This window comes from Klebsiella sp. ZJOU C1 (assembly GCF_035620215.1).
Classification (GTDB): Bacteria; Pseudomonadota; Gammaproteobacteria; order Enterobacterales; family Enterobacteriaceae; genus Klebsiella; species Klebsiella variicola.
Window position 1 is genome coordinate 3,739,309 of sequence record NZ_CP141644.1, and the last position, 24,747, is coordinate 3,764,055.

The window sequence follows — 24,747 nt, forward strand, 5'->3', positions numbered from 1 at the left end:
TGATATTGTCTGGAATCCGAAAATAGCCGCAGGATGCTAAAAAAGCGCCAGCGCTGCCGAACATAACGTTAAACTCTGACGCTTCCTCGGTATAAAGACGTTACCGCGCGTTTTTATATAAGAAAAAAGACTAGTTACGAGGAAAACTGATACTTCGTCACATTACCCCTGACGTGCCTGTCAGGGGTCTTTTTTTCCGTGTGGAATGGCGCCCTTTGTGAAAGGGCGCGGCAGGATCAGGCTTCCGCTTTCTCGGCTTCCCAGTCCGGCTGTGCTTCCTCGTCGGTCAGCAGACCTTCGTTTTTCGACAGCATGGCGGTGGCAATGCCGTTACCCAACACGTTGATGGCGGAGCGCCCCATGTCGAGGAAATGGTCGATACCCATCAGCAGCAGGATCCCGGCAACCGGAATATTGAAGCTGGGGATCGTGGCCGCCAGCACCACCAGCGCCGAGCGCGGCACCCCGGCGATGCCTTTCGAGGCCAGCATCAGGGTCAGCATCATGACCGTAATCTCGCTAAAGCTCAGCGGTACGTTATAGGCCTGGGCGATAAACATCGCGGCGAAGGAGCAGTAGACCATCGAGCCCACGAGGTTGAACGAGTAGCCAATCGGCAGGACGAACGAGACGATATTGCGCGAGCAGCCAAACTTCACCAGCCGCTCAAGGGTCTTCGGATAGGCCGCTTCGGAGCTGCTGGTGGTAAACGCGACCAGCACCGGGTCCTTCAGCATATTCAGCAGACGGAAGACCTCTTTCTTCAGCACCATATAGCCAACGGCGATCAGTACCGCGCTGGTCAACAGCACCGCCAGGTAGTAACCGCCGATGAACGAAGCGTAGTTGAGCAGGATCCCCAGCCCCTGGGAGGCAATCACCGACGAAATGGCGGCGAAGATAGCCAGCGGCGCAACGTACATCACATAGCCCGTCACCTTCAGCATAATGTGCGACACCACATTGAGGGCCGCCACCAGCGGGGCATTAAACTTCTCGCCCAGCGACGCGCCGGCGATGCCAAAGAACATCGAGAACACCACAATCTGCAGGATCTCGTTGTTGGCCATCGCCTCGGTGATGCTGGTGGGGATGGTGTGCGACAGGAATCCTTTCAGGCTCATGCCGCTGACCGCCAGGCCGGTATCCACCGCCTCTTTCGGCACCGCCAGGTTTAACCCGGCGCCCGGGTGCTGGAAGGTGACGATCACCAGCCCGACGAGAATGGATAATACCGAGGAGGTGATGAACCACACCATCGCCTTCCCGCCTACCCGGCCAATGGTCGCCGTCTCGCCGAGACGCATAATGCCGACCGTCAGAGTGCTGAACACCAACGGCGCGATGACCATTTTGATCAACCGCAGAAACAGATCGGTCAGCAGCGTAATGTTGTCCGCCCAGGCGGAGATGGTGGTCGGCGTCGCGTAGGCATGGATAGCCGCGCCGGAGAGGATCCCCATCAGCATAAAAATGACGATGAAGAGCGTGAGTTTGTTTGCGTTTGCCACAACAATGACCCCTGATTATTTAACACGTTGATTTTTAAGTGCATATGTTATTATTATGAAAATGCACAGATTTATTCACCGCATAAATCTAATTAAAGCCCTCCCGGATACAACTATTTTTTACTTTTTTAAACTAAAAGTTGATATCACCCCGGAAATCTACAACGAGACCGCCCGGCGTCGCGGCGGTTATCCAGACATTTCTCAACCTTCTTTTCATAATTCCTCCATTTTTACGGCCCCTTCCCTCACTAAACTAGTATCATTCAGCGAAACGCTTCAGGATGAGACCGTAAACTAATGAAAGGCAGTAACATACGTCGTTGGGGCGCCGCGCTGGCGGTAGTGATTATCGCCGGAGCCGCCTACTGGTTCTGGCACGATCGTGGCACGAGCGGCAGCAGCGCTCCCGCAGCAGGACAAGGCCCGCAGGGGCCGGGCGGCGCGCGTCATGGCCGTTTCGGCGGCGCGCTGGCGCCGGTGCAGGCGGCGACCGCGACCGAACAAGCGGTGCCGCGCTATCTCACCGGGCTGGGTACCGTGACGGCGGCCAATACCGTGACCGTGCGCAGCCGGGTCGACGGCCAGCTGCTGAGCCTTCACTTCCAGGAGGGACAGCAGGTCAAAGCCGGCGACCTGCTGGCGCAGATCGACCCCAGCCAGTTTAAAGTCGCCCTCGCCCAGGCGCAGGGTCAGCTGGCGAAAGATAACGCCACCCTGGCGAACGCCCGCCGCGATCTCGCCCGTTACCAGCAGCTGGTGAAAACCAACCTCGTCTCCCGCCAGGAGCTCGACACCCAGCAGTCGCTGGTGGTGGAATCCGCTGGCACCGTAAAGGCCGATGAAGCCGCCGTCGCCAGCGCCCAGCTGCAGCTCGACTGGACCCGCATCACCGCGCCGATTGACGGCCGCGTCGGCTTAAAGCAGGTGGATATTGGCAACCAGATCTCCAGCGGAGATACCACCGGGATTGTGGTTCTCACCCAGACGCACCCGATTGATGTGGTCTTCACCCTGCCGGAAAACAGCATCGCCACGGTGGTGCAGGCGCAGAAAGCGGGCAAAGCGCTCAGCGTCGAAGCCTGGGATCGCACCAATAAGCAGAAAATCAGCGTCGGCGAGCTGCTGAGTCTCGACAACCAGATCGATGCCACCACCGGGACCATTAAGCTGAAGGCGCGCTTCAGCAATCTGGACGACGCGCTGTTCCCCAACCAGTTCGTTAACGCCCGCCTGCTGGTGGATACCGAAGAGAACGCGGTGGTGATCCCCGCCGCCGCCCTGCAGATGGGCAACGAAGGGCATTTTGTGTGGGTGCTGAACGACGAGAATAAAGTCAGCAAACACAGCGTGACGCCCGGCATCCAGGACAGCCAGAAAGTGGTCATCAGCGCCGGGCTTTCTGCCGGGGATCGCGTGGTCACTGACGGGATTGACCGCTTGACCGAGGGGGCGAAGGTGGAAGTTGTCACCGCCAGCGGCAGCGAGCAGGCGCAGCCCGCTCCGCGCCAGAGCGGTAAACACGGAGCGCGTTCCTGATGCAGGTGTTACCCCCAGGCCGCACCGGCGGCCCGTCCCGGCTGTTTATTATGCGTCCGGTCGCCACCACTCTGCTGATGGTGGCGATCCTGTTAGCCGGGATCATCGGCTACCGCTTCCTGCCGGTCTCCGCCCTGCCGGAGGTCGATTACCCGACCATCCAGGTGGTTACGCTCTATCCGGGCGCCAGCCCGGACGTGGTGACCTCCGCTATCACCGCCCCGCTGGAGCGCCAGTTCGGCCAGATGTCCGGCCTTAAGCAGATGTCGTCGCAAAGCTCTGGCGGCGCCTCGGTAGTCACGCTGCAGTTCCAGCTAACCCTGCCGCTGGACGTCGCCGAGCAGGAAGTGCAGGCGGCCATTAACGCCGCCACCAACCTGCTGCCGAGCGATCTGCCCAACCCGCCGGTGTACAGCAAGGTGAACCCGGCGGATCCGCCGATCATGACCCTCGCCGTCACCTCCTCCGCGATCCCGATGACCCAGGTAGAGGACATGGTGGAGACGCGGGTGGCGCAGAAGATCTCCCAGGTTTCCGGCGTCGGTCTGGTGACCCTCGCCGGCGGTCAGCGCCCGGCGGTGCGGGTGAAGCTTAACGCCCAGGCCATCGCCGCCCTCGGCCTGACCAGCGAAACCGTGCGTACCGCTATCACCAGCGCCAACGTTAACTCGGCGAAAGGCAGCCTCGACGGCCCGGCCCGCGCGGTGACGCTTTCCGCTAACGATCAGATGCAGTCCGCTGAGGATTATCGCCGGCTGATTATCGCTTATCAGAACGGGGCGCCGATCCGTCTCGGCGATGTCGCCAGCGTCGAACAAGGGGCCGAAAACAGCTGGCTCGGGGCGTGGGCCAACCAGCAGCGGGCCATCGTGATGAACGTCCAGCGCCAACCGGGGGCCAACATCATCGACACCGCCGACAGCATTCGCCAGATGCTGCCGCAGCTCACCGAGAGCCTGCCGAAATCGGTGAAGGTGCAGGTCCTCTCCGACCGGACCACCAACATTCGCGCCTCGGTGCGCGACACCCAGTTTGAGCTGATGCTGGCCATCGCCCTGGTGGTGATGATCATCTATCTGTTCCTGCGCAACGTGCCGGCGACCATTATTCCCGGCGTCGCGGTGCCGCTGTCGCTGGTGGGCACTTTCGCGGTGATGGTGTTCCTCGACTTCTCGATCAATAACCTGACGCTGATGGCCCTGACCATCGCCACCGGCTTCGTGGTGGATGACGCCATCGTGGTGATCGAGAACATCTCGCGCTATATCGAAAAAGGCGAGAAGCCGCTGGCCGCCGCGCTGAAAGGCGCCGGGGAAATCGGCTTCACCATTATCTCCCTCACCTTCTCGCTGATCGCGGTGCTGATCCCGCTGCTGTTTATGGGCGATATCGTCGGCCGTCTGTTCCGCGAATTCGCCGTCACCCTTGCCGTCGCTATTCTTATCTCGGCGGTGGTCTCCCTGACCCTGACGCCGATGATGTGCGCCCGTATGTTAAGCCACGAATCGCTGCGCAAGCAGAACCGTTTCTCCCGGGCCAGCGAGCGTTTCTTCGAACGGGTGATCGCCGTCTATGGCCGCTGGCTGAGCCGGGTGCTGAACCATCCGTGGCTGACGCTCGGCGTCGCGCTGAGCACCCTGGCGCTGTCGATAATCCTGTGGGTCTTTATCCCGAAAGGCTTCTTCCCGATCCAGGATAACGGTATTATTCAGGGCACCCTCCAGGCGCCGCAGTCGGTCTCTTTCGCCAGCATGGCCGAGCGCCAGCGGCAGGTGGCCAGCATTATCCTTAAGGATCCGGCCGTGGAGAGCCTGACCTCGTTCGTCGGCGTCGACGGCACCAACCCGGCGCTGAACAGCGCCCGTCTGCAGATCAACCTCAAGCCGCTGGATGAACGCGATGACCGCGTCCAGACGGTGATTAGCCGCCTGCAGCAGGCGGTGGACGGCGTCCCGGGCGTGGCGCTCTACCTGCAGCCGACCCAGGATCTGACCATCGACACCACGGTGAGCCGCACCCAGTACCAGTTCACCCTGCAGGCAAACTCCCTCGAGGCGCTGAGCACCTGGGTGCCGCCGCTGCTCAGCCGCCTGCAGGCCCAGCCGCAGCTGGCCGACGTCAGCAGCGACTGGCAGGACAAAGGCCTGGCCGCCTATATCAAGGTGGATCGCGACAGCGCCAGCCGCCTTGGCATCTCAATGGCCGATGTCGATAACGCGTTGTACAACGCCTTCGGCCAGCGGCTGATCTCCACCATTTACACTCAGGCGAATCAGTATCGCGTGGTGCTCGAGCAGGATACCGAGGCGACGCCGGGCCTGGCGGCGCTGGATAATATCCGCCTGACCAGCAGCGACGGCGGCATCGTGCCGCTGACCGCCATCGCCACGGTGGAGCAGCGCTTTACCCCGCTGTCGGTGAACCACCTCGATCAGTTCCCGGTGACCACCATCTCGTTTAACGTCCCGGACAACTATTCGCTGGGCGAAGCGGTGGACGCGATCCTCGCCGCCGAACAGTCGCTGGATTTCCCGACCGATATCCGCACCCAGTTCCAGGGTAGCTCGCTGGCCTTCCAGTCGGCGCTCGGCAGCACCGTCTGGCTGGTGGTCGCCGCGGTGGTGGCGATGTATATCGTGCTGGGGGTGCTGTATGAAAGCTTTATCCATCCGATCACGATCCTCTCCACCCTGCCCACCGCCGGGGTCGGGGCGCTGCTGGCGCTGTGGCTGGCGGGCAGCGAGCTGGACGTGATCGCCATCATCGGCATCATTCTGCTGATCGGCATCGTGAAGAAGAACGCCATCATGATGATCGACTTCGCGCTGGCCGCCGAACGCGAACAGGGCATGCCGCCGCGGGAAGCGATCTACCAGGCCTGTCTGCTGCGTTTTCGGCCGATCCTGATGACCACCCTCGCCGCCCTGCTCGGCGCCCTGCCGCTGATGCTGAGCACCGGCGTCGGCGCGGAGCTGCGGCGTCCGCTGGGGATCGGCATGGTCGGCGGTCTGATGCTCAGCCAGGTGCTGACCCTGTTCACCACCCCGGTGATCTATCTGCTGTTCGACCGCCTGTCGCTGCACCTGAAGCGCCGCTTCCCGCGTCAGGAAGAGGAGGCGTAAGTGAAGTTTTTCGCCCTCTTCATTTACCGCCCGGTGGCGACGATCCTCATCTCGCTGGCCATCACCCTGTGCGGCATTCTTGGCTTCCGGCTGCTGCCGGTAGCCCCGCTGCCGCAGGTGGACTTCCCGGTGATCATGGTTAGCGCCTCGCTGCCGGGAGCCTCCCCGGAAACCATGGCCTCGTCGGTGGCCACCCCGCTGGAACGCTCCCTGGGACGGATAGCCGGGGTCAATGAGATGACCTCCTCCAGTTCGCTGGGCAGTACGCGCATCATTCTTGAGTTTAACTTCGACCGCGATATCAACGGCGCGGCGCGCGACGTTCAGGCGGCGATCAACGCCGCGCAAAGCCTGCTGCCGAGCGGGATGCCCAGCCGGCCGACCTACCGCAAAGCCAACCCGTCGGATGCGCCAATCATGATCCTGACGCTGACCTCGGACACCTACTCCCAGGGTGAGCTGTATGATTTCGCCTCCACCCAGTTGGCGCAGACCATCGCGCAGATTGACGGCGTGGGTGATGTCGACGTCGGCGGCAGCTCCCTGCCGGCAGTGCGCGTCGACCTCAACCCGCAGGCGCTGTTCAACCAGGGCGTGTCGCTGGACGCGGTGCGCACCGCCATCAGCGACGCTAACGTGCGCAAACCGCAGGGGGCGCTGGAGGACAGCGCGCACCGCTGGCAGGTGCAGACCAACGATGAGCTGAAGACCGCCGCCGACTATCAGCCGCTGATCGTCCACTACCAGAATGGCGCCGCAGTGCGACTGGGGGATGTCGCCACCGTCTCGGATTCGGTGCAGGACGTGCGCAACGCCGGGATGACCAACGCCAAACCGGCGATCCTGCTGATGATCCGCAAACTGCCGGAAGCCAATATTATCCAGACAGTGGACAGCATCCGCGCCCGCCTGCCGGAGCTGCAGCAGACCATTCCGGCGGCTATCGACCTGCAGATCGCCCAGGACCGCTCGCCGACCATCCGTGCTTCGCTGGAGGAGGTGGAGCAGACGCTGGTGATATCGGTGGCGCTGGTGATCCTCGTGGTATTCCTGTTCCTGCGCTCGGGGCGCGCCACGCTGATCCCGGCCGTCGCCGTCCCGGTTTCCTTAATCGGTACCTTCGCCGCGATGTATTTGTGCGGCTTCAGCCTCAATAACCTGTCGCTGATGGCTCTGACCATCGCCACCGGCTTCGTGGTGGATGACGCTATCGTGGTGCTGGAGAATATCTCCCGCCATCTGGAAGCGGGGATGAAACCTCTGCAGGCGGCGCTGCAGGGGAGCCGCGAAGTCGGCTTTACCGTGCTGTCGATGAGCCTGTCGCTGGTGGCGGTGTTTCTGCCGCTGCTGCTGATGGGCGGCCTGCCCGGCCGCCTGCTGCGCGAGTTCGCCGTCACCCTGTCGGTGGCGATCGGCATCTCGCTGGCGGTGTCCCTCACCCTGACGCCGATGATGTGCGGCTGGCTGCTGAAAAGCGGCAAGCCCCACCAGCCGACGCGCAACCGCGGCTTTGGCCGCCTGCTGGTGGCCGTGCAGGGCGGCTATGGGAAATCGTTAAAATGGGTGCTCAGGCACAGCCGGCTGACCGGCCTGGTGGTGCTCGGCACCATCGCCCTCAGCGTCTGGCTCTACATTTCGATCCCGAAAACCTTCTTTCCGGAGCAGGACACCGGGGTGCTGATGGGCGGCATTCAGGCCGACCAGAGCATCTCCTTCCAGGCGATGCGCGGCAAGCTGCAGGACTTTATGAAGATCATTCGTGAAGATCCGGCGGTGGATAACGTCACCGGCTTTACCGGTGGCTCGCGGGTCAACAGCGGGATGATGTTTATCACCCTCAAGCCAAGCGACCAGCGCCACGAGACGGCGCAGCAGGTGATCGACCGGCTGCGCAAAAAGCTGGCCAACGAGCCCGGGGCCAACCTGTTCCTGATGGCGGTGCAGGATATTCGCGTCGGCGGCCGGCAGTCGAACGCCAGCTATCAGTACACCCTGCTGTCCGACGACCTGTCGGCGCTGCGCGAGTGGGAGCCGAAGATCCGCAAAGCGCTGGCGGCGCTGCCTGAGCTGGCGGACGTCAACTCGGATCAGCAGGACAATGGCGCCGAAATGGACCTGGTCTATGACCGGGACACGATGTCGCGCCTCGGCATCAGCGTCCAGGACGCCAACAACCTGCTGAACAACGCCTTCGGCCAGCGGCAAATCTCCACCATCTACCAGCCGCTCAACCAGTACAAGGTGGTGATGGAGGTGGATCCGGCCTACACCCAGGACGTCAGCGCCCTCGACAAGATGTTTGTTATCAATAGCGAGGGCAAGCCGATCCCGCTGGCTTATTTCGCCAAATGGCAGCCGGCCAACGCCCCGCTGTCGGTGAACCACCAGGGGCTGTCGGCGGCGTCCACTATCTCCTTTAACCTCCCCACCGGCCGCTCGCTGTCGGAAGCCAGCGACGCCATTAACCGCACGATGACCCAGCTCGGGGTGCCGTCGAGCGTGCGCGGCTCCTTTGCCGGTACCGCTCAGGTCTTTCAGCAGACCATGAACGCGCAGGTGATCCTGATCCTCGCGGCCATCGCCACGGTCTATATCGTGCTGGGGATGCTGTATGAGAGCTATGTGCATCCGTTGACCATCCTCTCGACGCTGCCCTCCGCCGGAGTGGGCGCCCTGCTGGCGCTGGAGATATTCGATGCCCCGTTCAGCCTAATCGCCCTTATCGGGATCATGTTATTAATTGGCATCGTGAAGAAAAACGCCATCATGATGGTCGATTTTGCCCTTGAGGCGCAGCGCACCGGCAATCTGGCGCCGGAAGAGGCGATTTTCCAGGCCTGCCTGCTGCGTTTCCGGCCGATTATGATGACCACCCTGGCGGCGCTGTTCGGCGCCCTGCCGCTGGTGCTCTCCGGGGGCGATGGCTCTGAGCTGCGCCAGCCGCTGGGGATCACCATCGTCGGCGGTCTGGTGATGAGCCAGCTGTTAACGCTCTACACCACGCCGGTGGTCTATCTTTTCTTTGACCGTCTGCGGTTGCGTTTTTCGCGTCACTCCTCTCAACCGGTAAGCGAATAACATGACAGACCTCCCGGCCAGCGTGCGCTGGCAGCTATGGATAGTGGCGTTCGGCTTCTTTATGCAGTCGCTGGACACCACCATCGTTAACACCGCCCTCCCCTCGATGGCCAAAAGCCTCGGGGAGAGCCCGCTGCATATGCATATGATCATCGTCTCCTATGTCCTGACGGTGGCGGTCATGCTGCCGGCCAGCGGCTGGCTGGCCGACCGGGTCGGGGTGCGCAATATCTTCTTCACCGCCATCGTGCTGTTTACCGCCGGGTCGCTGTTTTGCGCCCAGGCCAGCACCCTTGACCAGCTGGTGATGGCGCGGGTGCTGCAGGGGATCGGCGGCGCGATGATGGTGCCGGTTGGTCGCCTGACGGTAATGAAGATCGTCCCACGCGATCAGTACATGGCGGCGATGACTTTCGTCACCCTGCCGGGCCAGGTTGGCCCGCTGCTCGGCCCGGCGCTGGGCGGGGTGCTGGTGGAGTATGCCTCCTGGCACTGGATCTTCCTCATCAATATCCCGGTGGGGATCGTCGGCGCCATCGCCACCCTCTGCCTGATGCCCAACTACACCCTGCAGACCCGGCGCTTCGACCTCTCCGGCTTTCTGCTGCTGGCCGCCGGGATGGCGACCCTGACCCTGGCGCTGGACGGCCAGAAAGGGCTCGGTATATCGTCACGCTGGCTGGCGGGGCTGGTGGCCGTCGGCCTCGCCGCCCTGCTGCTGTACCTGTGGCACGCCCGCGGTAACGCCCGGGCGCTGTTCAGCCTCAACCTGTTTCGTAACCGCACCTTCTCCCTCGGCCTCGGCGGCAGCTTCGCCGGACGCATCGGCAGCGGTATGCTGCCGTTTATGACCCCGGTGTTTCTGCAGATTGGCCTCGGCTTCTCCCCCTTTCACGCCGGGCTGATGATGATCCCGATGGTGCTCGGCAGCATGGGGATGAAGCAGATCGTGGTCCAGGTGGTCAACCGCTTTGGCTACCGCCGCGTACTGGTCGTCAGCACCCTGGGCCTGGCGGCGGTCAGTCTGCTGTTTATGTTTAGCGCCCTGGCCGGCTGGTATTACGCGTTGCCGCTGGTCCTGTTTCTGCAGGGGATGATCAACTCCAGCCGCTTCTCCTCAATGAATACCCTGACGCTGAAAGATCTCCCGGACGATCTGGCCAGCAGCGGCAACAGCCTGCTGTCGATGGTGATGCAGCTGTCGATGAGTATCGGCGTGACCATCGCCGGGCTGCTGCTGGGGCTGTATGGCCAACAGCATATGAGCCTCGACGCCGCCAGCACCCATCAGGTCTTTCTCTATACCTATCTGAGCATGGCGGCGATCATCGCCCTCCCGGCGCTCATCTTTTCCCGGGTACCGGATGACGTCGGCACTAATACCGTCATCCGTCGACGCAACAGGAGTGGATCGTGAAATTTTGGCGCCCGGGCATTACCGGTAAGCTGTTCCTCGCTATTTTCGCCACCTGCATCGTGCTGCTGATCAGCATGCACTGGGCGGTGCGTATCAGTTTCGAACGTGGGTTTATCGACTACATCAAGCGCGGTAATGAGCAGCGGTTAACCATGCTCAGCGACGCGCTGAGTGAGCAGTATGCCCAGCACGGCAGCTGGGCGTTTCTGCGCAACAACGACCGCTTTATCTTCCAGCTGCTGCGCACCTTCGAACGGGATAACGACGACCGTTCGCCGCCGGGACACGGCATGAAGCCGGGTCCGATGGAGGGTCAGGGGCCGGATGGGCCGCCGCCGGATGGGCCGCCCGACGGCCCCAGCGACACCCCGCCGCCGAGGCCGGAAATGCCGCCCCACGGCTGGCGCACCATGTTCTGGGTGGTCGATCAGTCGGGCCGCGTGCTGGTGGGGCCCCGTGAGCGCGTACCGGAGGACGGCACCCAGCGCAGCATTGTGGTCAACGGCGTGGAGGTAGGCAAAGTGATCGCCTCGCCGGTAGAGCGGCTGACGCGCAATACCGATATTAACTTCGACCGGCAGCAAAAGCGCACCAGCTGGCTGATTGTCGCCCTTGCAACCCTGCTTGCCGCGCTGGCCACTTTCCCGCTGGCCCGCGGCCTGCTGGCGCCGGTGAAGCGGCTGGTGGAAGGCACCCATAAGCTGGCGGCGGGCGACTTTTCCACCCGCGTGACGGTGACCGGCGGCGACGAGCTCGGCCGCCTGGCGCAGGATTTCAACCAGCTCGCCAGCACCCTGGAGCGCAACCAGCAGATGCGTCGCGATCTGATGGCCGATATCTCCCATGAGCTGCGTACTCCGCTGGCGGTGCTGCGCGGCGAGCTGGAGGCGATTCAGGACGGAGTCCGGCGCTTCACCCCCGAGTCCATCCCCTCCCTGCAGGCCGAGGTGGCTACCCTCACCAAGCTGGTGGACGACCTCCATCAGCTGTCGATGTCCGATGAGGGGGCGCTGGCCTACCAGAAAACGTCGCTGGATATCATCACCCTGCTGGAGGTGGCCGCGGGCGCTTTTCGCGAGCGCTTCGCCAGCCGGCAGCTGAGCATTCAGGTGTCGCTCCCCGAGCAGGCGATGATCTTCGGCGACCGCGACCGCCTGATGCAGCTCTTCAACAATCTGCTGGAGAACAGCCTGCGCTATACCGACAGCGGCGGCAGCCTGCACATCACCGCCCGCCGCAGCGGCCGGATGCTGGTGATTGACTTCGCCGACAGCGCCCCCGGCGTCAGCGATGAGCAGCTGGCCCGCCTGTGTGAGCGCTTTTACCGGGCGGAAGGATCGCGCAACCGCGCCAGCGGCGGCTCCGGCCTCGGACTGGCGATTTGCCTCAATATTGTCGCGGCCCACGGCGGCACCCTGCGTGCCGACCATTCGCCTTTTGGCGGGGTTAGCATTAAAGTTGAGTTACCTCTGGAACATGATTTACCGAGAGACGTATGACTGAATTGCCTGTAGATGAAAACACCCCACGCATTCTTATCGTGGAAGATGAACCGAAGCTCGGCCAGCTGCTGATTGATTATCTGCAAGCCGCCGGCTATGCGCCTACGCTGATTAACCACGGTGACAAGGTCCTGCCCTACGTTCGGCAGACGCCGCCGCACCTGATCCTGCTGGATCTGATGCTGCCCGGCACCGACGGTCTGACGTTGTGCCGGGAAATTCGCCGCTTCTCCGATGTTCCGGTGGTAATGGTGACGGCGAAGATCGAAGAGATCGACCGTCTGCTGGGGCTGGAAATTGGCGCCGACGACTATATCTGCAAGCCCTACAGCCCGCGGGAAGTGGTCGCCCGGGTGAAAACCATTCTCCGCCGCTGCAAGCCGCAGCGCGATCTGCAGGCGCTGGACGCCCAGAGCCCGCTGATTGTCGACGAAGGTCGTTTTCAGGCCTCCTGGCGCGACAAGCTGCTGGACCTCACTCCCGCCGAGTTCCGGCTGCTGAAAACCCTCTCCCAGGAGCCGGGCAAGGTCTTCTCCCGCGAACAGTTGCTCAACCATCTGTATGACGATTATCGGGTAGTCACCGACCGCACCATCGACAGCCACATCAAAAACCTGCGGCGCAAGCTGGAGGCGCTGGACGCCGAGCAGTCGTTTATTCGCGCGGTGTATGGCGTTGGCTACCGCTGGGAAGCGGACGCCTGTCGACTGGCGTAGTTAGCCTTTTCCCGGCTCGCGCTGCGCTTAGCCGGGCTACACGTTCACCGCCCTCTGCACACCGTAGCCCGGGTAAGGCGTTTACGCCGCAACCCGGGGAACGCCATAGAGCCTATCCCACCAGGCGTTATGAGTGCTGTCAGTGTGAGCACTGCCCAGGTTCAAAATGGCAAACAAATTAGCCATACTGAAAGATACCCATCTGATATTTACTCCCCTTCGCCGCGGCGCTACAATGCCCGCCCTTAATGTGGGGACACTCCCCAACTCGCCGCACCAGGTGCGGCGAATCTGACCTGTCATCAGAACGAGAACACCATGTTTAAACCAGAACTCCTCTCCCCGGCGGGAACGCTGAAGAATATGCGTTACGCTTTCGCCTATGGCGCCGATGCCGTTTATGCCGGCCAGCCGCGCTACTCGCTGCGCGTGCGTAACAACGAATTCAATCACGAAAATCTGCAGCTCGGCATCAATGAAGCCCACGCGCTGGGTAAAAAATTCTATGTGGTGGTCAACATCGCCCCGCATAACGCCAAGCTGAAAACGTTTATTCGCGATCTGAAGCCGGTGGTGGAGATGGGGCCGGACGCGCTGATCATGTCCGATCCGGGTTTAATCATGCTGGTGCGGGAACACTTCCCGGAGATGCCGATCCATCTTTCAGTGCAGGCTAACGCCGTCAACTGGGCGACGGTTAAATTCTGGCAGCAGATGGGGCTGACCCGCGTGATCCTGTCGCGTGAACTGTCGCTGGACGAAATCGAAGAGATTCGCCGCCAGGTGCCGGAGATGGAGATCGAGATTTTCGTCCACGGCGCGCTGTGCATGGCCTACTCCGGCCGCTGCCTGCTCTCCGGGTATATCAACAAGCGCGACCCGAACCAGGGGACCTGCACCAACGCCTGCCGCTGGGAATACAACGTGGCGGAAGGCAAAGAGGACGACGTCGGCAACATCGTCCACAAATATGAGCCGATCCCGGTGCAGACCGTGGAGCCCACCCTCGGCATCGGCGCGCCGACCGATAAAGTCTTTATGATTGAGGAAGCCAAACGTCCGGGCGAGTACATGACCGCCTTTGAGGACGAGCACGGCACCTACATCATGAACTCGAAAGATCTGCGGGCTATCGCCCACGTTGAGCGTCTGACCCAGATGGGCGTTCACTCACTGAAGATCGAAGGCCGCACCAAATCCTTCTACTACTGCGCGCGTACCGCCCAGGTTTACCGCAAGGCGATCGACGATGCCGCCGCAGGAAAACCGTTTGATACCAGCCTGCTGGAGACCCTGGAAGGACTGGCCCACCGCGGGTACACCGAAGGCTTCCTGCGCCGCCATACCCATGACGATTACCAGAACTACGAGTACGGCTACTCCCTCTCCGAGCGCCAGCAGTTTGTCGGCGAATTCACCGGGGAGCGTAACGGCCCGCTGGCGGCCGTGGCGGTCAAAAATAAGTTCAGCGTCGGCGACAGCCTCGAGCTGATGACCCCGCAGGGTAACGTCAACTTCACCCTCGAGCATATGGAAAATGGCAAAGGCGAAGCCATGCCGGTGGCCCCGGGCGATGGTTATACCGTATGGTTGCCTGTGCCGGACGACCTGCCCCTGCAGTATGCGCTGCTGATGCGCAACTTCACTGGTCAGACAACCAGAAATCCGCACGGTAACTAGTTAATTTGCGTTATTTTTTCATGATGTAAGGATATTAGAATCGGATCACATACCGTTTCGATCGAAACAGGTATCATCCATTTCGCTGAAAAACATAACCCATAAATGCTAGTTGTACCAGGAACCACCTCCTTAGCCTGCGTAATCTCCCTTACGCGGGCTTATTTTTTTGCCTCTCCTCCGGTCTTCGCTTGCGTCATGCGGTACACTTTATGCAACATTAAGCAATAAAGGTTCCCTTGATGATGTCTACGTTTCCTGCCAGCTTACTGATCCTTAACGGCAAAGGTGCCAATGAACCGCAGTTACGCGAGGCGGTTAACCTGTTACGCGACGAAGGGATCGATATTCACGTCCGCGTCACCTGGGAAAAGGGCGATGCCGTGCGGTTTATCGATGAAGCCCTGCAGCTGAACGTTGAAACGGTGATCGCCGGCGGCGGCGACGGCACCATTAATGAAGTGGCGACCGCGCTGGTGGAGCGCGGTAGCAAGATGGCGCTGGGGATTTTACCGCTGGGCACGGCCAACGACTTTGCCACCAGCGTCGGCATTCCGCAGGATCTGGCCAGCGCACTCAAGCTGGCGATCGTCGGCCGCGATGTGCCGATAGATATCGCCCGGGTGAATGATAAAACCGGCTTTATTAATATGGCGACCGGCGGGTTCGGCACCCGGATCACCACCGAAACGCCGGAAAAACTCAAAGCCGCGCTCGGCGGTGTCTCTTATTTAATCCATGGCCTGATGCGTATGGATACCCTGAAGCCAGACCGCTGCGAGATCCGCGGAGAGAACTTTCACTGGCAGGGCGATGCGCTGGTCATTGGCATCGGCAACGGCCGCCAGGCCGGCGGCGGCCAGCAGTTGTGCCCGGAGGCGTTGATTAACGATGGTTTGCTGCATCTGCGCATTTTCACCGGCGAAGAGCTGATCCCTGCCCTGTTCAGCACCCTGGCGAATCCGGAAAACTCGCCGAATATTGTTGACGGTGTCTCCTCATGGTTTGAGATCACCGCCCCCCATGAGATGACGTTTAACCTCGACGGCGAGCCGCTCAGCGGAAAAACCTTCCGCATGGAGCTGTTACCGGCGGCCCTGCGCTGCCGGCTGCCGCCCGACTGCCCGCTGCTACGTTGATCAGGCTTCGCAAAGCAAAGACGGCGCCCGGCTGGTATACAGCAGCCGGGTTCGTTGATTGAGCCTCTGAATGTTAAGGTAAAACGGCACCTGCGGCTGCAGGAAAAACCTGGGCAGGATATCGATCCAAACACCGCACTTACATTAATAGACGATATCTACAACCTCAAACTCACATAATATCAAATAATTACCCATTAAAATGGGCGCATCTGCCGTGAGACAATGCGCCATCAAGCTTAATAGTCCGCCACCTCGCGCGCCATTTCGCGCGTATATTGTCGACTGGCGTTAACCAGCATCTGCGTATAGGCCGTCCGCGCCTCGCCGCTGACCAACGCATCGACCGTCAGGGTTTCGAGGATCTTCCCGTACTGCATCACCGCCACTTTCTGGCATAAGTGGGCAATAACCCCGAGATCGTGGGTGACCATCAGGTAAGTGAGCTTCGCCTCCCGCTGCAATTCCGCCAGCAGGTTAAGGATCTCAGCCTGCACCGACACATCCAGCGCCGACGTCGGCTCATCCAGCAGCAGCACCTGAGGCTCAAGAATCAGCGCTCTGGCTATCGCCACGCGCTGCCGCTGCCCGCCGGAGAGCTGATGCGGATAGCGCTCACGAAAAGCGCGGTTGAGGCCAACTTTATCCAGCAGCGCATTGATCCGCCGGTCGCGGTCATTGAAACGATGGATCTGCAGCGGCTCTTCGAGGATATCGCCAATGGTGTGACGGGGATGCAGCGATCCGTAGGGGTCCTGAAATACCATCTGCACCTGACGGCAGCGCTCGCGGCTAATTTCATGCCCTAAGGGCTGAGCATCGATGGTCAGTTCCCCCTGCCAGTGGGTAAACAGCCCCGCCAGGCACTTGAGCACCGTCGTTTTACCGGAACCGGACTCTCCTACCAGACCGTAGATCTCGCCGGGCTTAACGTGGAAACTGACGTCATACAGCACCTGGTTACGCTTCTCCCCCTCGCCAAACGCGAGGTTGAGATGTTGAACTTCAATCATTATCAGCTCCTTAATCCGTTAACCAGCTGGCCTGACGCTGCAGCACCGGCAGTATCGGGCGACGATGCTGCATATCCGGCAGCGAGTTAATCAATCCCTGAGTGTAGGGGTGACGGGCGTTATCGAGATCTTTAGCGGCGATGGACTCCACTACCCGTCCGGCGTACATCACCAGTACGCGGTCGCAGAAGCTGCGCACCAGGTTGATATCGTGGCTGATAAAAATCAGCCCCAGCCCGCGCGACTGAACCAGGTCATCCAACAGGCCCAGCACCTGCAGGCGCACCGACACGTCCAGCGCGGAGGTGGGCTCATCGGCAATGATCAGTTCCGGGTCGGTAATCAGCATCATGGCGATCATGATGCGCTGCCCCTGTCCGCCGGATATTTCATGCGGATAAAGCTGATAAACGCGCTCCGGCTGGCGAATACGCACCACCTTCAGCATCTCCAGCGCCCTGGCTTTCGCCTCATCTTTGCGCCCGGGATGATGAGTAAGCCAGGCCTCGGCGATTTGCTTACCCACGCAGACCACCGGATTAAGCGAATATTTCGGGTCCTGCATAATCATAGAGATACGTTTGCCGCGTACGCCGCGCATCTGCGCTTCGCTTAGATGCTGCAGATCGAGGTCGGCAAACTGCATCCGGCTGGCGCTGACGCGGGCCTTTTTCGGATGCAGCTGCAGCAGTGCGCGCCCAACGGTGGACTTACCCGAACCGGACTCGCCGACAATGGCCAGCTTCTCATGCCCCAGCTGGAAGGAGACGCCGCGCACGGCGTGGGTCACCGCGCTACCATTAACAAAGTCGACGCACAAATCGCGCACGTCGAGCAGCGGTGCATTATTCACTGCGGGGATCGAGGATGTCACGTAGGCCATCTCCTAAGAAGTTGAACGCTAAGCTATTGATCAGAATCGCCAGCCCCGGAATGGTTACGACCCACCAGCACTCCATCATATAAGTGCGCCCGCTGGAGATCATCGCTCCCCACTCCGGCTCTGGCGGCTGCGCGCCGAGGCCGAGAAAGCCGAGGCCGGCCGCGGTCAGAATGATCCCGGCCATATTCATGGTGATACGGATAATGACCGAGGGCAGACACAGCGGCACGATATGGCGCCAGAGGACGCGGGCCGATGAAGCGCCCTGCAGACGCACGGCGGAGATAAAATCGGCCTGACGCAGAGAGAGCGTTTCGGCGCGCGCCAGACGGGCAATCGGCGGCCAGGCGGTCAGCGTGATGGCGATAACCACGTGCTCCAGCCCCGGTCCTAAAGCGGCGACAAACGCCAGCGCCAGGACCAGACTCGGGAAGGAGATGAAAATATCGGTGACGCGCATCAGCACCATATCGACTTTACCGCCGAAATAGCCGGCGCTGACGCCCAGCAGCAGCCCGAGCGGACCGACAGTCACCGAGACCAGCAGCACGATATAGAGCGTGATGCGGGAGCCGTACACCAGGCGACTAAAGATATCCCGGCCAAACTCATCGGTGCCGAACCAGTGCTGTGCATTCGGCGCGACCAGCGCACTATTCAGGTCCTGTACCAGCGGGTTATAAGGCGCAATCAGCGGCGCGAAAATCGCCACCACCAGCAGCAGAAAGATAATGCCTCCGCCGATGGCCGTGAGCGGATTGCGCGCCATTTTGCCGATAAACCCGACGGCCCGCGCCGCCGCGCGTTGCAGCCGCTGACGGCCTTCGCCCGCACCGCCCGAAAGCGGCGAATCCAGAGAAACGGTCATGATTTTGTCCTCGGGTCAAAGAATTGATACAGCATGTCGGAGAGCAGGTTGAGCATCACGAAGATCACGCCCACCAGCAGCACGCAGCCCATCACCGCATTCATATCGCCCAGCAGCAGGCTACCGGTAAGGTAGGAGCCGAAACCCGGCCATGAGAAGACGGTTTCAATCAGCACCGCGCCTTCCAGCAGCGCGCCGTAGGCCAGCGCCACTACCGTCAGCAGCTGCACGAGGATGTTACGAAACGCATGGTTCCAGATAACCTGACGCTCGGTCAGCCCTTTCACCCGCGCGGTAATAATGAACTCCTGCGACAGCTGGGCCAGCATAAAGCTGCGGGTCATACGGCTGATATAAGCCAGCGAGTGAAAACCCAGCAGCGAGGCGGGAAGAATCAGATGATTAATAGCGTTCCAGAACACCTGGCCGTTGCCTGCCAGCAGCGCATCAACGGTCATCAGGCCGGTGCGGCGCGGCACCACACCATCCAGCCCGAGATCTACCCTCCCGGCGCCACCTACCCAGCCAAGCCAGGCATAGAACACCAGCAGTCCCATCATTCCGACCCAGAAGATCGGCGTCGAGTAGCCCGCCAGGCTGATAATGCGTACCACATAATCGGAGACGCTATTGCGCCGCGCCGCCGCCAACACGCCCAGCGGAATACCAAGACCCGCGCCGACAATAATCGCCATCGTTGCCAGCTCCATGGTGGCCGGGAAGACGCGGATAATATCGTCCACCACCGGTTTCCCGGTCAGCAGCGCGTTGCCCAGATCGCCGTGCAACAGGTTGACGAAATAGATGCCAAACTGGGTGGTCAGCGATTTATCAAACCCCAGCTGCTGGTAAACCTGCTGATAGGTACTCTGGTCAGCATCCGGGCCGACAATCGCCAGCACCGGGTCGATGGGCATGACGCGGCCAATGGTAAAGGTCAGCAGCAGCAGGCCGAACAGCGTAATCACCACCTGCAGCAGCCGTTTGGATAAGCGCCGGCCGCGTGAGCCGGGCGCAAGGATTGCGGTACTCATCCTTTATCTCCTTCGCGGACTTTATAGACGTCACGCAGAAAAGTGGTGGCGGAGGGGTGCGGCTGATACTCCCGTACCTCGTTGCGCACGACGACCGAATCAACCATCTGCGAAAGCGGAATTAAAGCCGGAACCAGCTGGTCGTAGCGTGTCTGGATGGCCTGGTAGTCAGCCACCTGTTTTTGCGGATCGCGTTCCAGCAGGGCCTGGTCAATCATCGTATTAAGCTGCGGGTCGTAAAAACCGGTACGCCAGCCCTGGAAGTTGGTCAGGCGCGCCTTATCGCTGTTATCCGGGTTATAGACCAGCGCGCGCAGGCTGGAGTGCGGATGCGGCTCCATCCCGCTGCCGCCGCGACCTACCAGCAGGTCAAATTTACGCTCGCGCATCGCGCCGTAGATCTGGTTACCGGTGCCGGTGATGATTTTGGCGTTAATCCCCGCCTGCATCAGCGTCGACTGCACGGCGATAGCGATGTTAAGAAATGGCTGATCGGAGAGTACCCGCAGCGTGGTATCAAAGCCGTTGGGATATCCCGCTTCCGCCAGCAGCTTTTTCGCCCGCGCCACGTCCAGCTTATAGCCAGGGTCGGGCAGCGTGGATGGCATGCCCGCCTTAATCGGCCGCTGGTGCAGCACGCCGTAGCCCGGCATCAGCGCTTTATTGATACCTTGATAATCAATCAGATAGCGCACCGCCTCGCGCACTTTCGGATTGGCGAAGTGCGCCTCTTTCATGCTCATCGCCACGTAGTACATGGTGCCGCGCTGCACCGCATCGACGGTCAGCTGCGGGTCGCTGCGCAGGGCGTTGATATCGGAAACCGCCATGTTGTTGGCAATATCGAGGTCGCCTTTTTCGATCATCAGGCGCAGAGTTTGCGACTCCTGGAAATGGCGCAGCACCACGCGGCTCATTTTCGCCTCGCCGCGCCAGTAGTCAGGATTGCGCTTCATGCGCAGCACCTCTTTTGCCTGCCAGGTTTCCAGCGTAAACGGCCCGGAACCGGCTTCATGGGTGGTTAGCCAGCGGTTGCCCCAATCGTTATCCTGCTGGTGGCTTTGTACCGTTTTACTGTCCAGCACCCCGAGGTTGCCCAGCGCCGCCAGCGAGTAAATCACCAGCTGCGGATCGTTATCTTTGGGTAATACGATTTGCACCGTGAAGCGGTCCGGCGCGCTGACCTGGCTGTCGATATTTTTCTTACTGAAGCCATAGGATTTCCATACCGAGGCCTGGGCCAGGTTGAGGTGCAGGATGCGCCGCATCGACCACACGACGTCGGCGGCGGTCAGCAGGTTACCGGAGTGAAACTTGACGTCGTCGCGCAGATGAAAGGTCAGGGTTTTGCCGTCGGGGCTGATATCCCAGGATTTCGCCAGCGCGGGCTTAACGGTGGTGAGCTGCTCAGGGTCCAGCTCCACCAGCGAGTCGTAGAGGTTGACCACGATCCCCACCACTTCGTTACCGGTCATCGCCGCCGGGTCAAGGGTGAGCAGGTTATTCATATTCATCCCGATGATCAGCTGGTCGGGCGGGGTTTTCGCCACCGCCTCTCCGCTCCCCATCGACATGGCGAGCGCGAGAGTACACGCTGCCAGTAAGGAGGTTTTTTTCATATCTCTGTTTGCCTGTACTGTAGGGTACATGTTGCCGGATGGCGGCATTTTCGCCTTATCCGGCCTACCGGGCCGCAGACCCGATAAGCGCAGCGCCATCGGGCATTTATTTTTTTAAATCAGTCGTGGCTAACGGTATTGGCTTCGATATACGCAAAATTAATGTCTTCGCCGAGACCCGGACGTTGTGACAAATGCACAAATCCCTGATCATCCATCGGGTCGACAATGCTGTTGAGATAGGCCGCCGGTTCATCGTAGTCGAGGAACGGATGCAGCAGGCCGCGCTCATACCAACGGCAGTTACGGATCGCGCCGACCACCGCCAGGCTTGCCGCGCCGTTGCCGTGGACTTCGCAATCCATGCCGAAAGATTCCGCCAGCGCCGCCACCTTCATGGTCGGGGTAATGCCCCCCACGCCGTTAGCGCCGGCGCGCAGAATGTCGCAGGCTCCGGCTTTCACCCATTCGGCGCGCATGTGGTGCTTGCCGCCGAAGCTCTCCGGCCCGACGATGGGAATCGACAAGTTTTCCGCCAGCCACGCGTAGGAGGACATCGAATCCTCCTCCATCGGCTCTTCAAACCAGGCGAAATTGAGTTTTTCCAGCGCTTTGCCGATCCACAGCGCCTCGGCGCGGCTGTACCAGTGATAGCCATCAATCATCAGGTCAATATCCGGCCCTACCGCTTCGCGCACCGCCGCGCAGGCTTTAATATCCATTTTGGGATTGGGCGCAAAAGAGATTGGCGGCATCCAGGTGTGCAGTTTGATGGCCTTGTAGCCGCGGGCGACCAGCTTTTCGGCAAAGGCGGCATACTCTTCCGGGGTCGACAGGCCGCCCGGTAGATCGTCGCCGCACATGGTGCTACCGTAAGCCGGGACGGTGTCGCGATAGCCGCCAAGCAGCTTGTAGACCGGCATCCTGAGGCTGCGGCCAATCAGGTCCCACAGCGCCTGTTCAACAAACGACAGCGCGCGCTCCGTTAGCTGATGTGCGCTGCCGCGCTGCCAGTGGTTAAGATCCTGCCAGATACGCTCGCGGTTAAAAGGGTCCTGCCCCACCAGCACTTTGCGAAAAAAAGTATTCACCACGAACGGGCGCACGACTTCCGGAGGCGCAAACGAAAAACCCTGCGCCCCATCATCAGCGGTGATGGTCAGCATCGCCATTTTGGCCATGCTTTCAGCCCCCGGATGGGAGTGCCCGGCGCTGTCGGAAACCCGACGAGTGGGATACTGGAAAACGGTGACATTCACAGATTCAATTTTCATGCTCAATCCTTATCACGGCCAAATCCGATCGACAGAAGTAAATCGGCAAAGCGGTTTCACATTATTGAAAATACGTTTCAATATATAATCTAAGCACAATTACGTAGCAGTGCCTCGGACAAACACCGCTAAGCAAAGCCATAAATTTGGGCATTGGCACAACAAGACGTGACTGTTTTCACAAAAGATGAGCGAAATGTGAGGCGGATCGGCATGGAGAAAAAAGGGCGTGAGCGCAGAAAAGAGAGTGACCGACCGTGTACATCCCGGGATTTTCTGCGCTCACGAAAGCGTAAGTTATGCGACCGCCGCTGGCTCGGCGTTAAGCGCTTCCAGCAGTTCAGGTAAAGTTTGATAGCGGCCGACAGCGGCCTGATAGCGCCCCTGTCGGCTATCTTCGGCAACCACCGCCGTGGGAATACCGGCGGCCTGAGCCGCGCAAAAACCGTTGTAACTGTCTTCAATCACCAGGCACTGGCTGGCGTTGAGATTGAGCTTGCGCAGCGTCGTCAGGTACACCGCCGGGTGCGGTTTGCCGCGTGGTTCATCATCCGCGCTGGAAACCACGTCGAAAAAGTGCCAGAGCGAGAGCTTGTTCAGCACAGCGGCAATAACCTGGCGGGATGATGACGTGGCGAGCGCAATCTGATAGCCCGCCTCGCGAAAATAGCGTAACGCCTCATGCACGCCGTGCATCGGCTCGCCTTCGGTGGCGATCAGGCCGGTAATACGCTGCAATATCGCGGCTTCAAGCCGCTGCGGGTCAAGATCAAGCTGAAAATAGCGGCACCAGGTGCCAGCGATTTCGTCGAGGCGTTTGCCTTTGGTGAGGGTTTCACACTCATCCACGCTCGCCGTTGCGCCCCACTGCGCGAGGGCGTCAATCTGCGCCTGGCGCCACAGCGCCTCGGAATCAATAATCACGCCATCCATGTCAAAAATAACCGCCTGCATACTCATTCGTTCACCTCATTAAGGCTGGCATGCGCTTCATGCCAGCCGCATCACCTAAGAGAATTCAACCTGCTCGCGGGCGGTTGCTTCCTTGTGGGAGAACCCCGGCTGCTCCACGCGGATAAAGGCGCAGAGGAAAAAGGCCACCACGTACAATGCGGTGTAGGCGATCACCACCCCGATGGTGCTGAAGAACGGCAGCAACACCACGGCAATCGCCGGCGCGAGAAAGTTCGACATCCCCGCCGACAGGTTATAGACCGAAATCGCCGCGCCTTTGTGCTTCGGCTCCAGCGCCGGGAACACGGCGGCCAGCGGCACGAAGGCGGCGACAAAGATCCCGAGGGCGATGGCGGGGATCAGCGCCATCGCAAAGCTATGGCCAAAGTGCTGAGGGATGTAGTAAAACGCCAGGCTGGAGAGCGCCATCCCGATGCAGCCGAACCAGCGCACCACCTTCATCCAGCCCAGTTTTTCCCCCAGGATCCCCCACAGCACGTTAGAGAAAATGGTGGTGAAGAAGAAGACTGCCCATACCTGGAGCCATTCTGAAGTGGTGAAGCCCAGCTCATCGACAAACATCATCGGCATAATGACCGCAAAACCGAACAGCGAGAGGGTATTGATAATCCTGACCATGCTCGACAGCAGAATATTGCGGTTGGTATAGAGCAGCGTCGCGGCGCGTCCCAGCTCGGAAAATTTCTGGCGAGTGGTGAGATTCTGCATATGCTGCGGCGTTTGAATATGGCGCAGGGAAGCCAGGGCAATCACGCCCCCGGTGACGCAGAAGGCCAGCGCCAGCCATAAAGTCCCCAGTTCGCCAATGTGCGGAATGGTGAAGCTCGGAATATAACTGCCGAACACGCCGATGCCGATGGAATAGACCGCCCAGAACCAACCGATGGCCGAGCTGGCATTGTCGCTTTTGACGTTATGGACAATCGCCACGATAAACGAGTAGAGGAACAGCGGATAGGCGAAGCCGCGGATGCCGTAGAAAATCAGGATCAGCGCATAGTTGGCGTGACCGAGGCCGAAAACGAGGAACAGCACGTGGAACACGCACCACAGCACGAAGCCAATCATCATCGTTTTCAGCGGGGTGATAATTTCCGCCACCACGCCGGAAATCCACGCCGACAGCGCGGCGGCCAGGCCGTAGAGGGTAAAGGCAAAGGAGGCCTCCGCCGGAGAGAAGCCGAGCGCTTTGATATAGTGCGACAGAAAGGCTAATTCAAAACCGTCGCCGGTCATAAATACGGCAATGGCGATGTATCCCCAGAGCAGGTTCAGGGGTAAACCGAGCCACTGTTTATTATTGATAGACATAATGACCTCGTTTTCAGGGTACAGGGTGGCCGCTCCGCGATGTGCAACGAAGCGGCTGTTATGATG

General features: G+C 60.5%; 17 protein-coding genes. 8 read left to right on the forward strand and 9 right to left on the reverse strand.

The genetic code is table 11. The features are described 5' to 3' along the window. Positions 1-236: 236 nt before the first annotated feature. Positions 237-1,469 (reverse strand): dicarboxylate/amino acid:cation symporter, encoded by a 1,233-nt coding sequence (locus SPE70_RS17930; protein ID WP_155869522.1) that lies wholly within the window; start codon positions 1,467-1,469, stop codon positions 237-239. Between the two features lie 342 nt (positions 1,470-1,811). Between SPE70_RS17930 and SPE70_RS17935 the strand changes: the two genes are divergently transcribed. From SPE70_RS17935 to yegS, 8 genes are all read left to right on the forward strand, one after another. Beyond that, positions 1,812-3,050: an MdtA/MuxA family multidrug efflux RND transporter periplasmic adaptor subunit gene (locus SPE70_RS17935; RefSeq protein WP_012541067.1), complete on the forward strand. Its 1,239-nt coding sequence runs from the start codon at positions 1,812-1,814 to the stop codon at positions 3,048-3,050. After that, the gene (locus SPE70_RS17940; RefSeq protein ID WP_012541066.1) at positions 3,050-6,172 is read left to right on the forward strand and encodes an MdtB/MuxB family multidrug efflux RND transporter permease subunit; all 3,123 of its coding nucleotides are present in this window, start codon (positions 3,050-3,052) and stop codon (positions 6,170-6,172) included. Before SPE70_RS17935 ends, SPE70_RS17940 begins: the two co-directional genes overlap by 1 nt. After that, positions 6,173-9,250, forward strand: coding sequence for a multidrug efflux RND transporter permease subunit MdtC (gene mdtC / locus SPE70_RS17945; RefSeq protein ID WP_324726396.1), 3,078 nt, complete (start codon positions 6,173-6,175; stop codon positions 9,248-9,250). 1 nt (position 9,251) lies between these two features. After that, a complete protein-coding gene (locus tag SPE70_RS17950; RefSeq protein WP_064144557.1) occupies positions 9,252-10,667 on the forward strand; it encodes an MFS transporter in 1,416 nt (471 codons plus the stop codon). Next, positions 10,664-12,166, forward strand: coding sequence for an envelope stress sensor histidine kinase BaeS (baeS, locus tag SPE70_RS17955; protein ID WP_012541063.1), 1,503 nt, complete (start codon positions 10,664-10,666; stop codon positions 12,164-12,166). The genes SPE70_RS17950 and baeS overlap by 4 nt, the downstream gene beginning before the upstream one ends. Further along, positions 12,163-12,885, forward strand: coding sequence for an envelope stress response regulator BaeR (gene baeR / locus SPE70_RS17960; protein ID WP_004201558.1), 723 nt, complete (start codon positions 12,163-12,165; stop codon positions 12,883-12,885). Before baeS ends, baeR begins: the two co-directional genes overlap by 4 nt. A gap of 318 nt (positions 12,886-13,203) precedes the next feature. Further along, positions 13,204-14,565 carry a prephenate-dependent tRNA uridine(34) hydroxylase TrhP gene (gene yegQ / locus SPE70_RS17965; protein WP_008804076.1) on the forward strand — a complete coding sequence of 454 codons (1,362 nt, stop codon included), beginning with the start codon at positions 13,204-13,206 and terminating at the stop codon, positions 14,563-14,565. A 242-nt stretch (positions 14,566-14,807) separates the two neighbouring features. Continuing rightward, positions 14,808-15,704 (forward strand): lipid kinase YegS, encoded by an 897-nt coding sequence (yegS, locus tag SPE70_RS17970; RefSeq protein WP_008804075.1) that lies wholly within the window; start codon positions 14,808-14,810, stop codon positions 15,702-15,704. A 239-nt stretch (positions 15,705-15,943) separates the two neighbouring features. Here the strand turns inward: yegS and SPE70_RS17975 are convergent, their stop codons facing one another. The 8 genes from SPE70_RS17975 to dalT all read right to left on the reverse strand — a co-directional run bounded on the left by SPE70_RS17975 (position 15,944) and on the right by dalT (position 24,681). Further along, positions 15,944-16,717 carry an ABC transporter ATP-binding protein gene (locus SPE70_RS17975; protein ID WP_016161506.1) on the reverse strand — a complete coding sequence of 258 codons (774 nt, stop codon included), beginning with the start codon at positions 16,715-16,717 and terminating at the stop codon, positions 15,944-15,946. A gap of 10 nt (positions 16,718-16,727) precedes the next feature. Further along, on the reverse strand, positions 16,728-17,591 hold the full coding sequence (locus tag SPE70_RS17980) for an ABC transporter ATP-binding protein (protein ID WP_016161507.1): 864 nt from the start codon (positions 17,589-17,591) through the stop codon (positions 16,728-16,730). Continuing rightward, positions 17,563-18,468, reverse strand: a complete 906-nt coding sequence (locus tag SPE70_RS17985) for an ABC transporter permease (protein WP_002912641.1) — start codon at positions 18,466-18,468, stop codon at positions 17,563-17,565. Before SPE70_RS17985 ends, SPE70_RS17980 begins: the two co-directional genes overlap by 29 nt. Continuing rightward, entirely contained in the window at positions 18,465-19,502 is a 1,038-nt protein-coding gene (locus SPE70_RS17990) for an ABC transporter permease (protein ID WP_004149062.1), read from the reverse strand. Before SPE70_RS17990 ends, SPE70_RS17985 begins: the two co-directional genes overlap by 4 nt. Further along, positions 19,499-21,121, reverse strand: coding sequence for an ABC transporter substrate-binding protein (locus SPE70_RS17995; protein ID WP_064170384.1), 1,623 nt, complete (start codon positions 21,119-21,121; stop codon positions 19,499-19,501). The genes SPE70_RS17990 and SPE70_RS17995 overlap by 4 nt, the downstream gene beginning before the upstream one ends. A 119-nt stretch (positions 21,122-21,240) precedes the next feature. Next, positions 21,241-22,395 (reverse strand): mandelate racemase family protein, encoded by a 1,155-nt coding sequence (locus SPE70_RS18000; protein ID WP_008804070.1) that lies wholly within the window; start codon positions 22,393-22,395, stop codon positions 21,241-21,243. A 297-nt stretch (positions 22,396-22,692) separates the two neighbouring features. After that, a complete protein-coding gene (locus tag SPE70_RS18005) occupies positions 22,693-23,355 on the reverse strand; it encodes an HAD family hydrolase (RefSeq protein WP_023340529.1) in 663 nt (220 codons plus the stop codon). Positions 23,356-23,403: 48 nt separating this feature from the next. Continuing rightward, positions 23,404-24,681 (reverse strand): D-arabinitol transporter, encoded by a 1,278-nt coding sequence (gene dalT / locus SPE70_RS18010; protein ID WP_008804068.1) that lies wholly within the window; start codon positions 24,679-24,681, stop codon positions 23,404-23,406. Between the last annotated feature and the right edge of the window lie 66 nt (positions 24,682-24,747).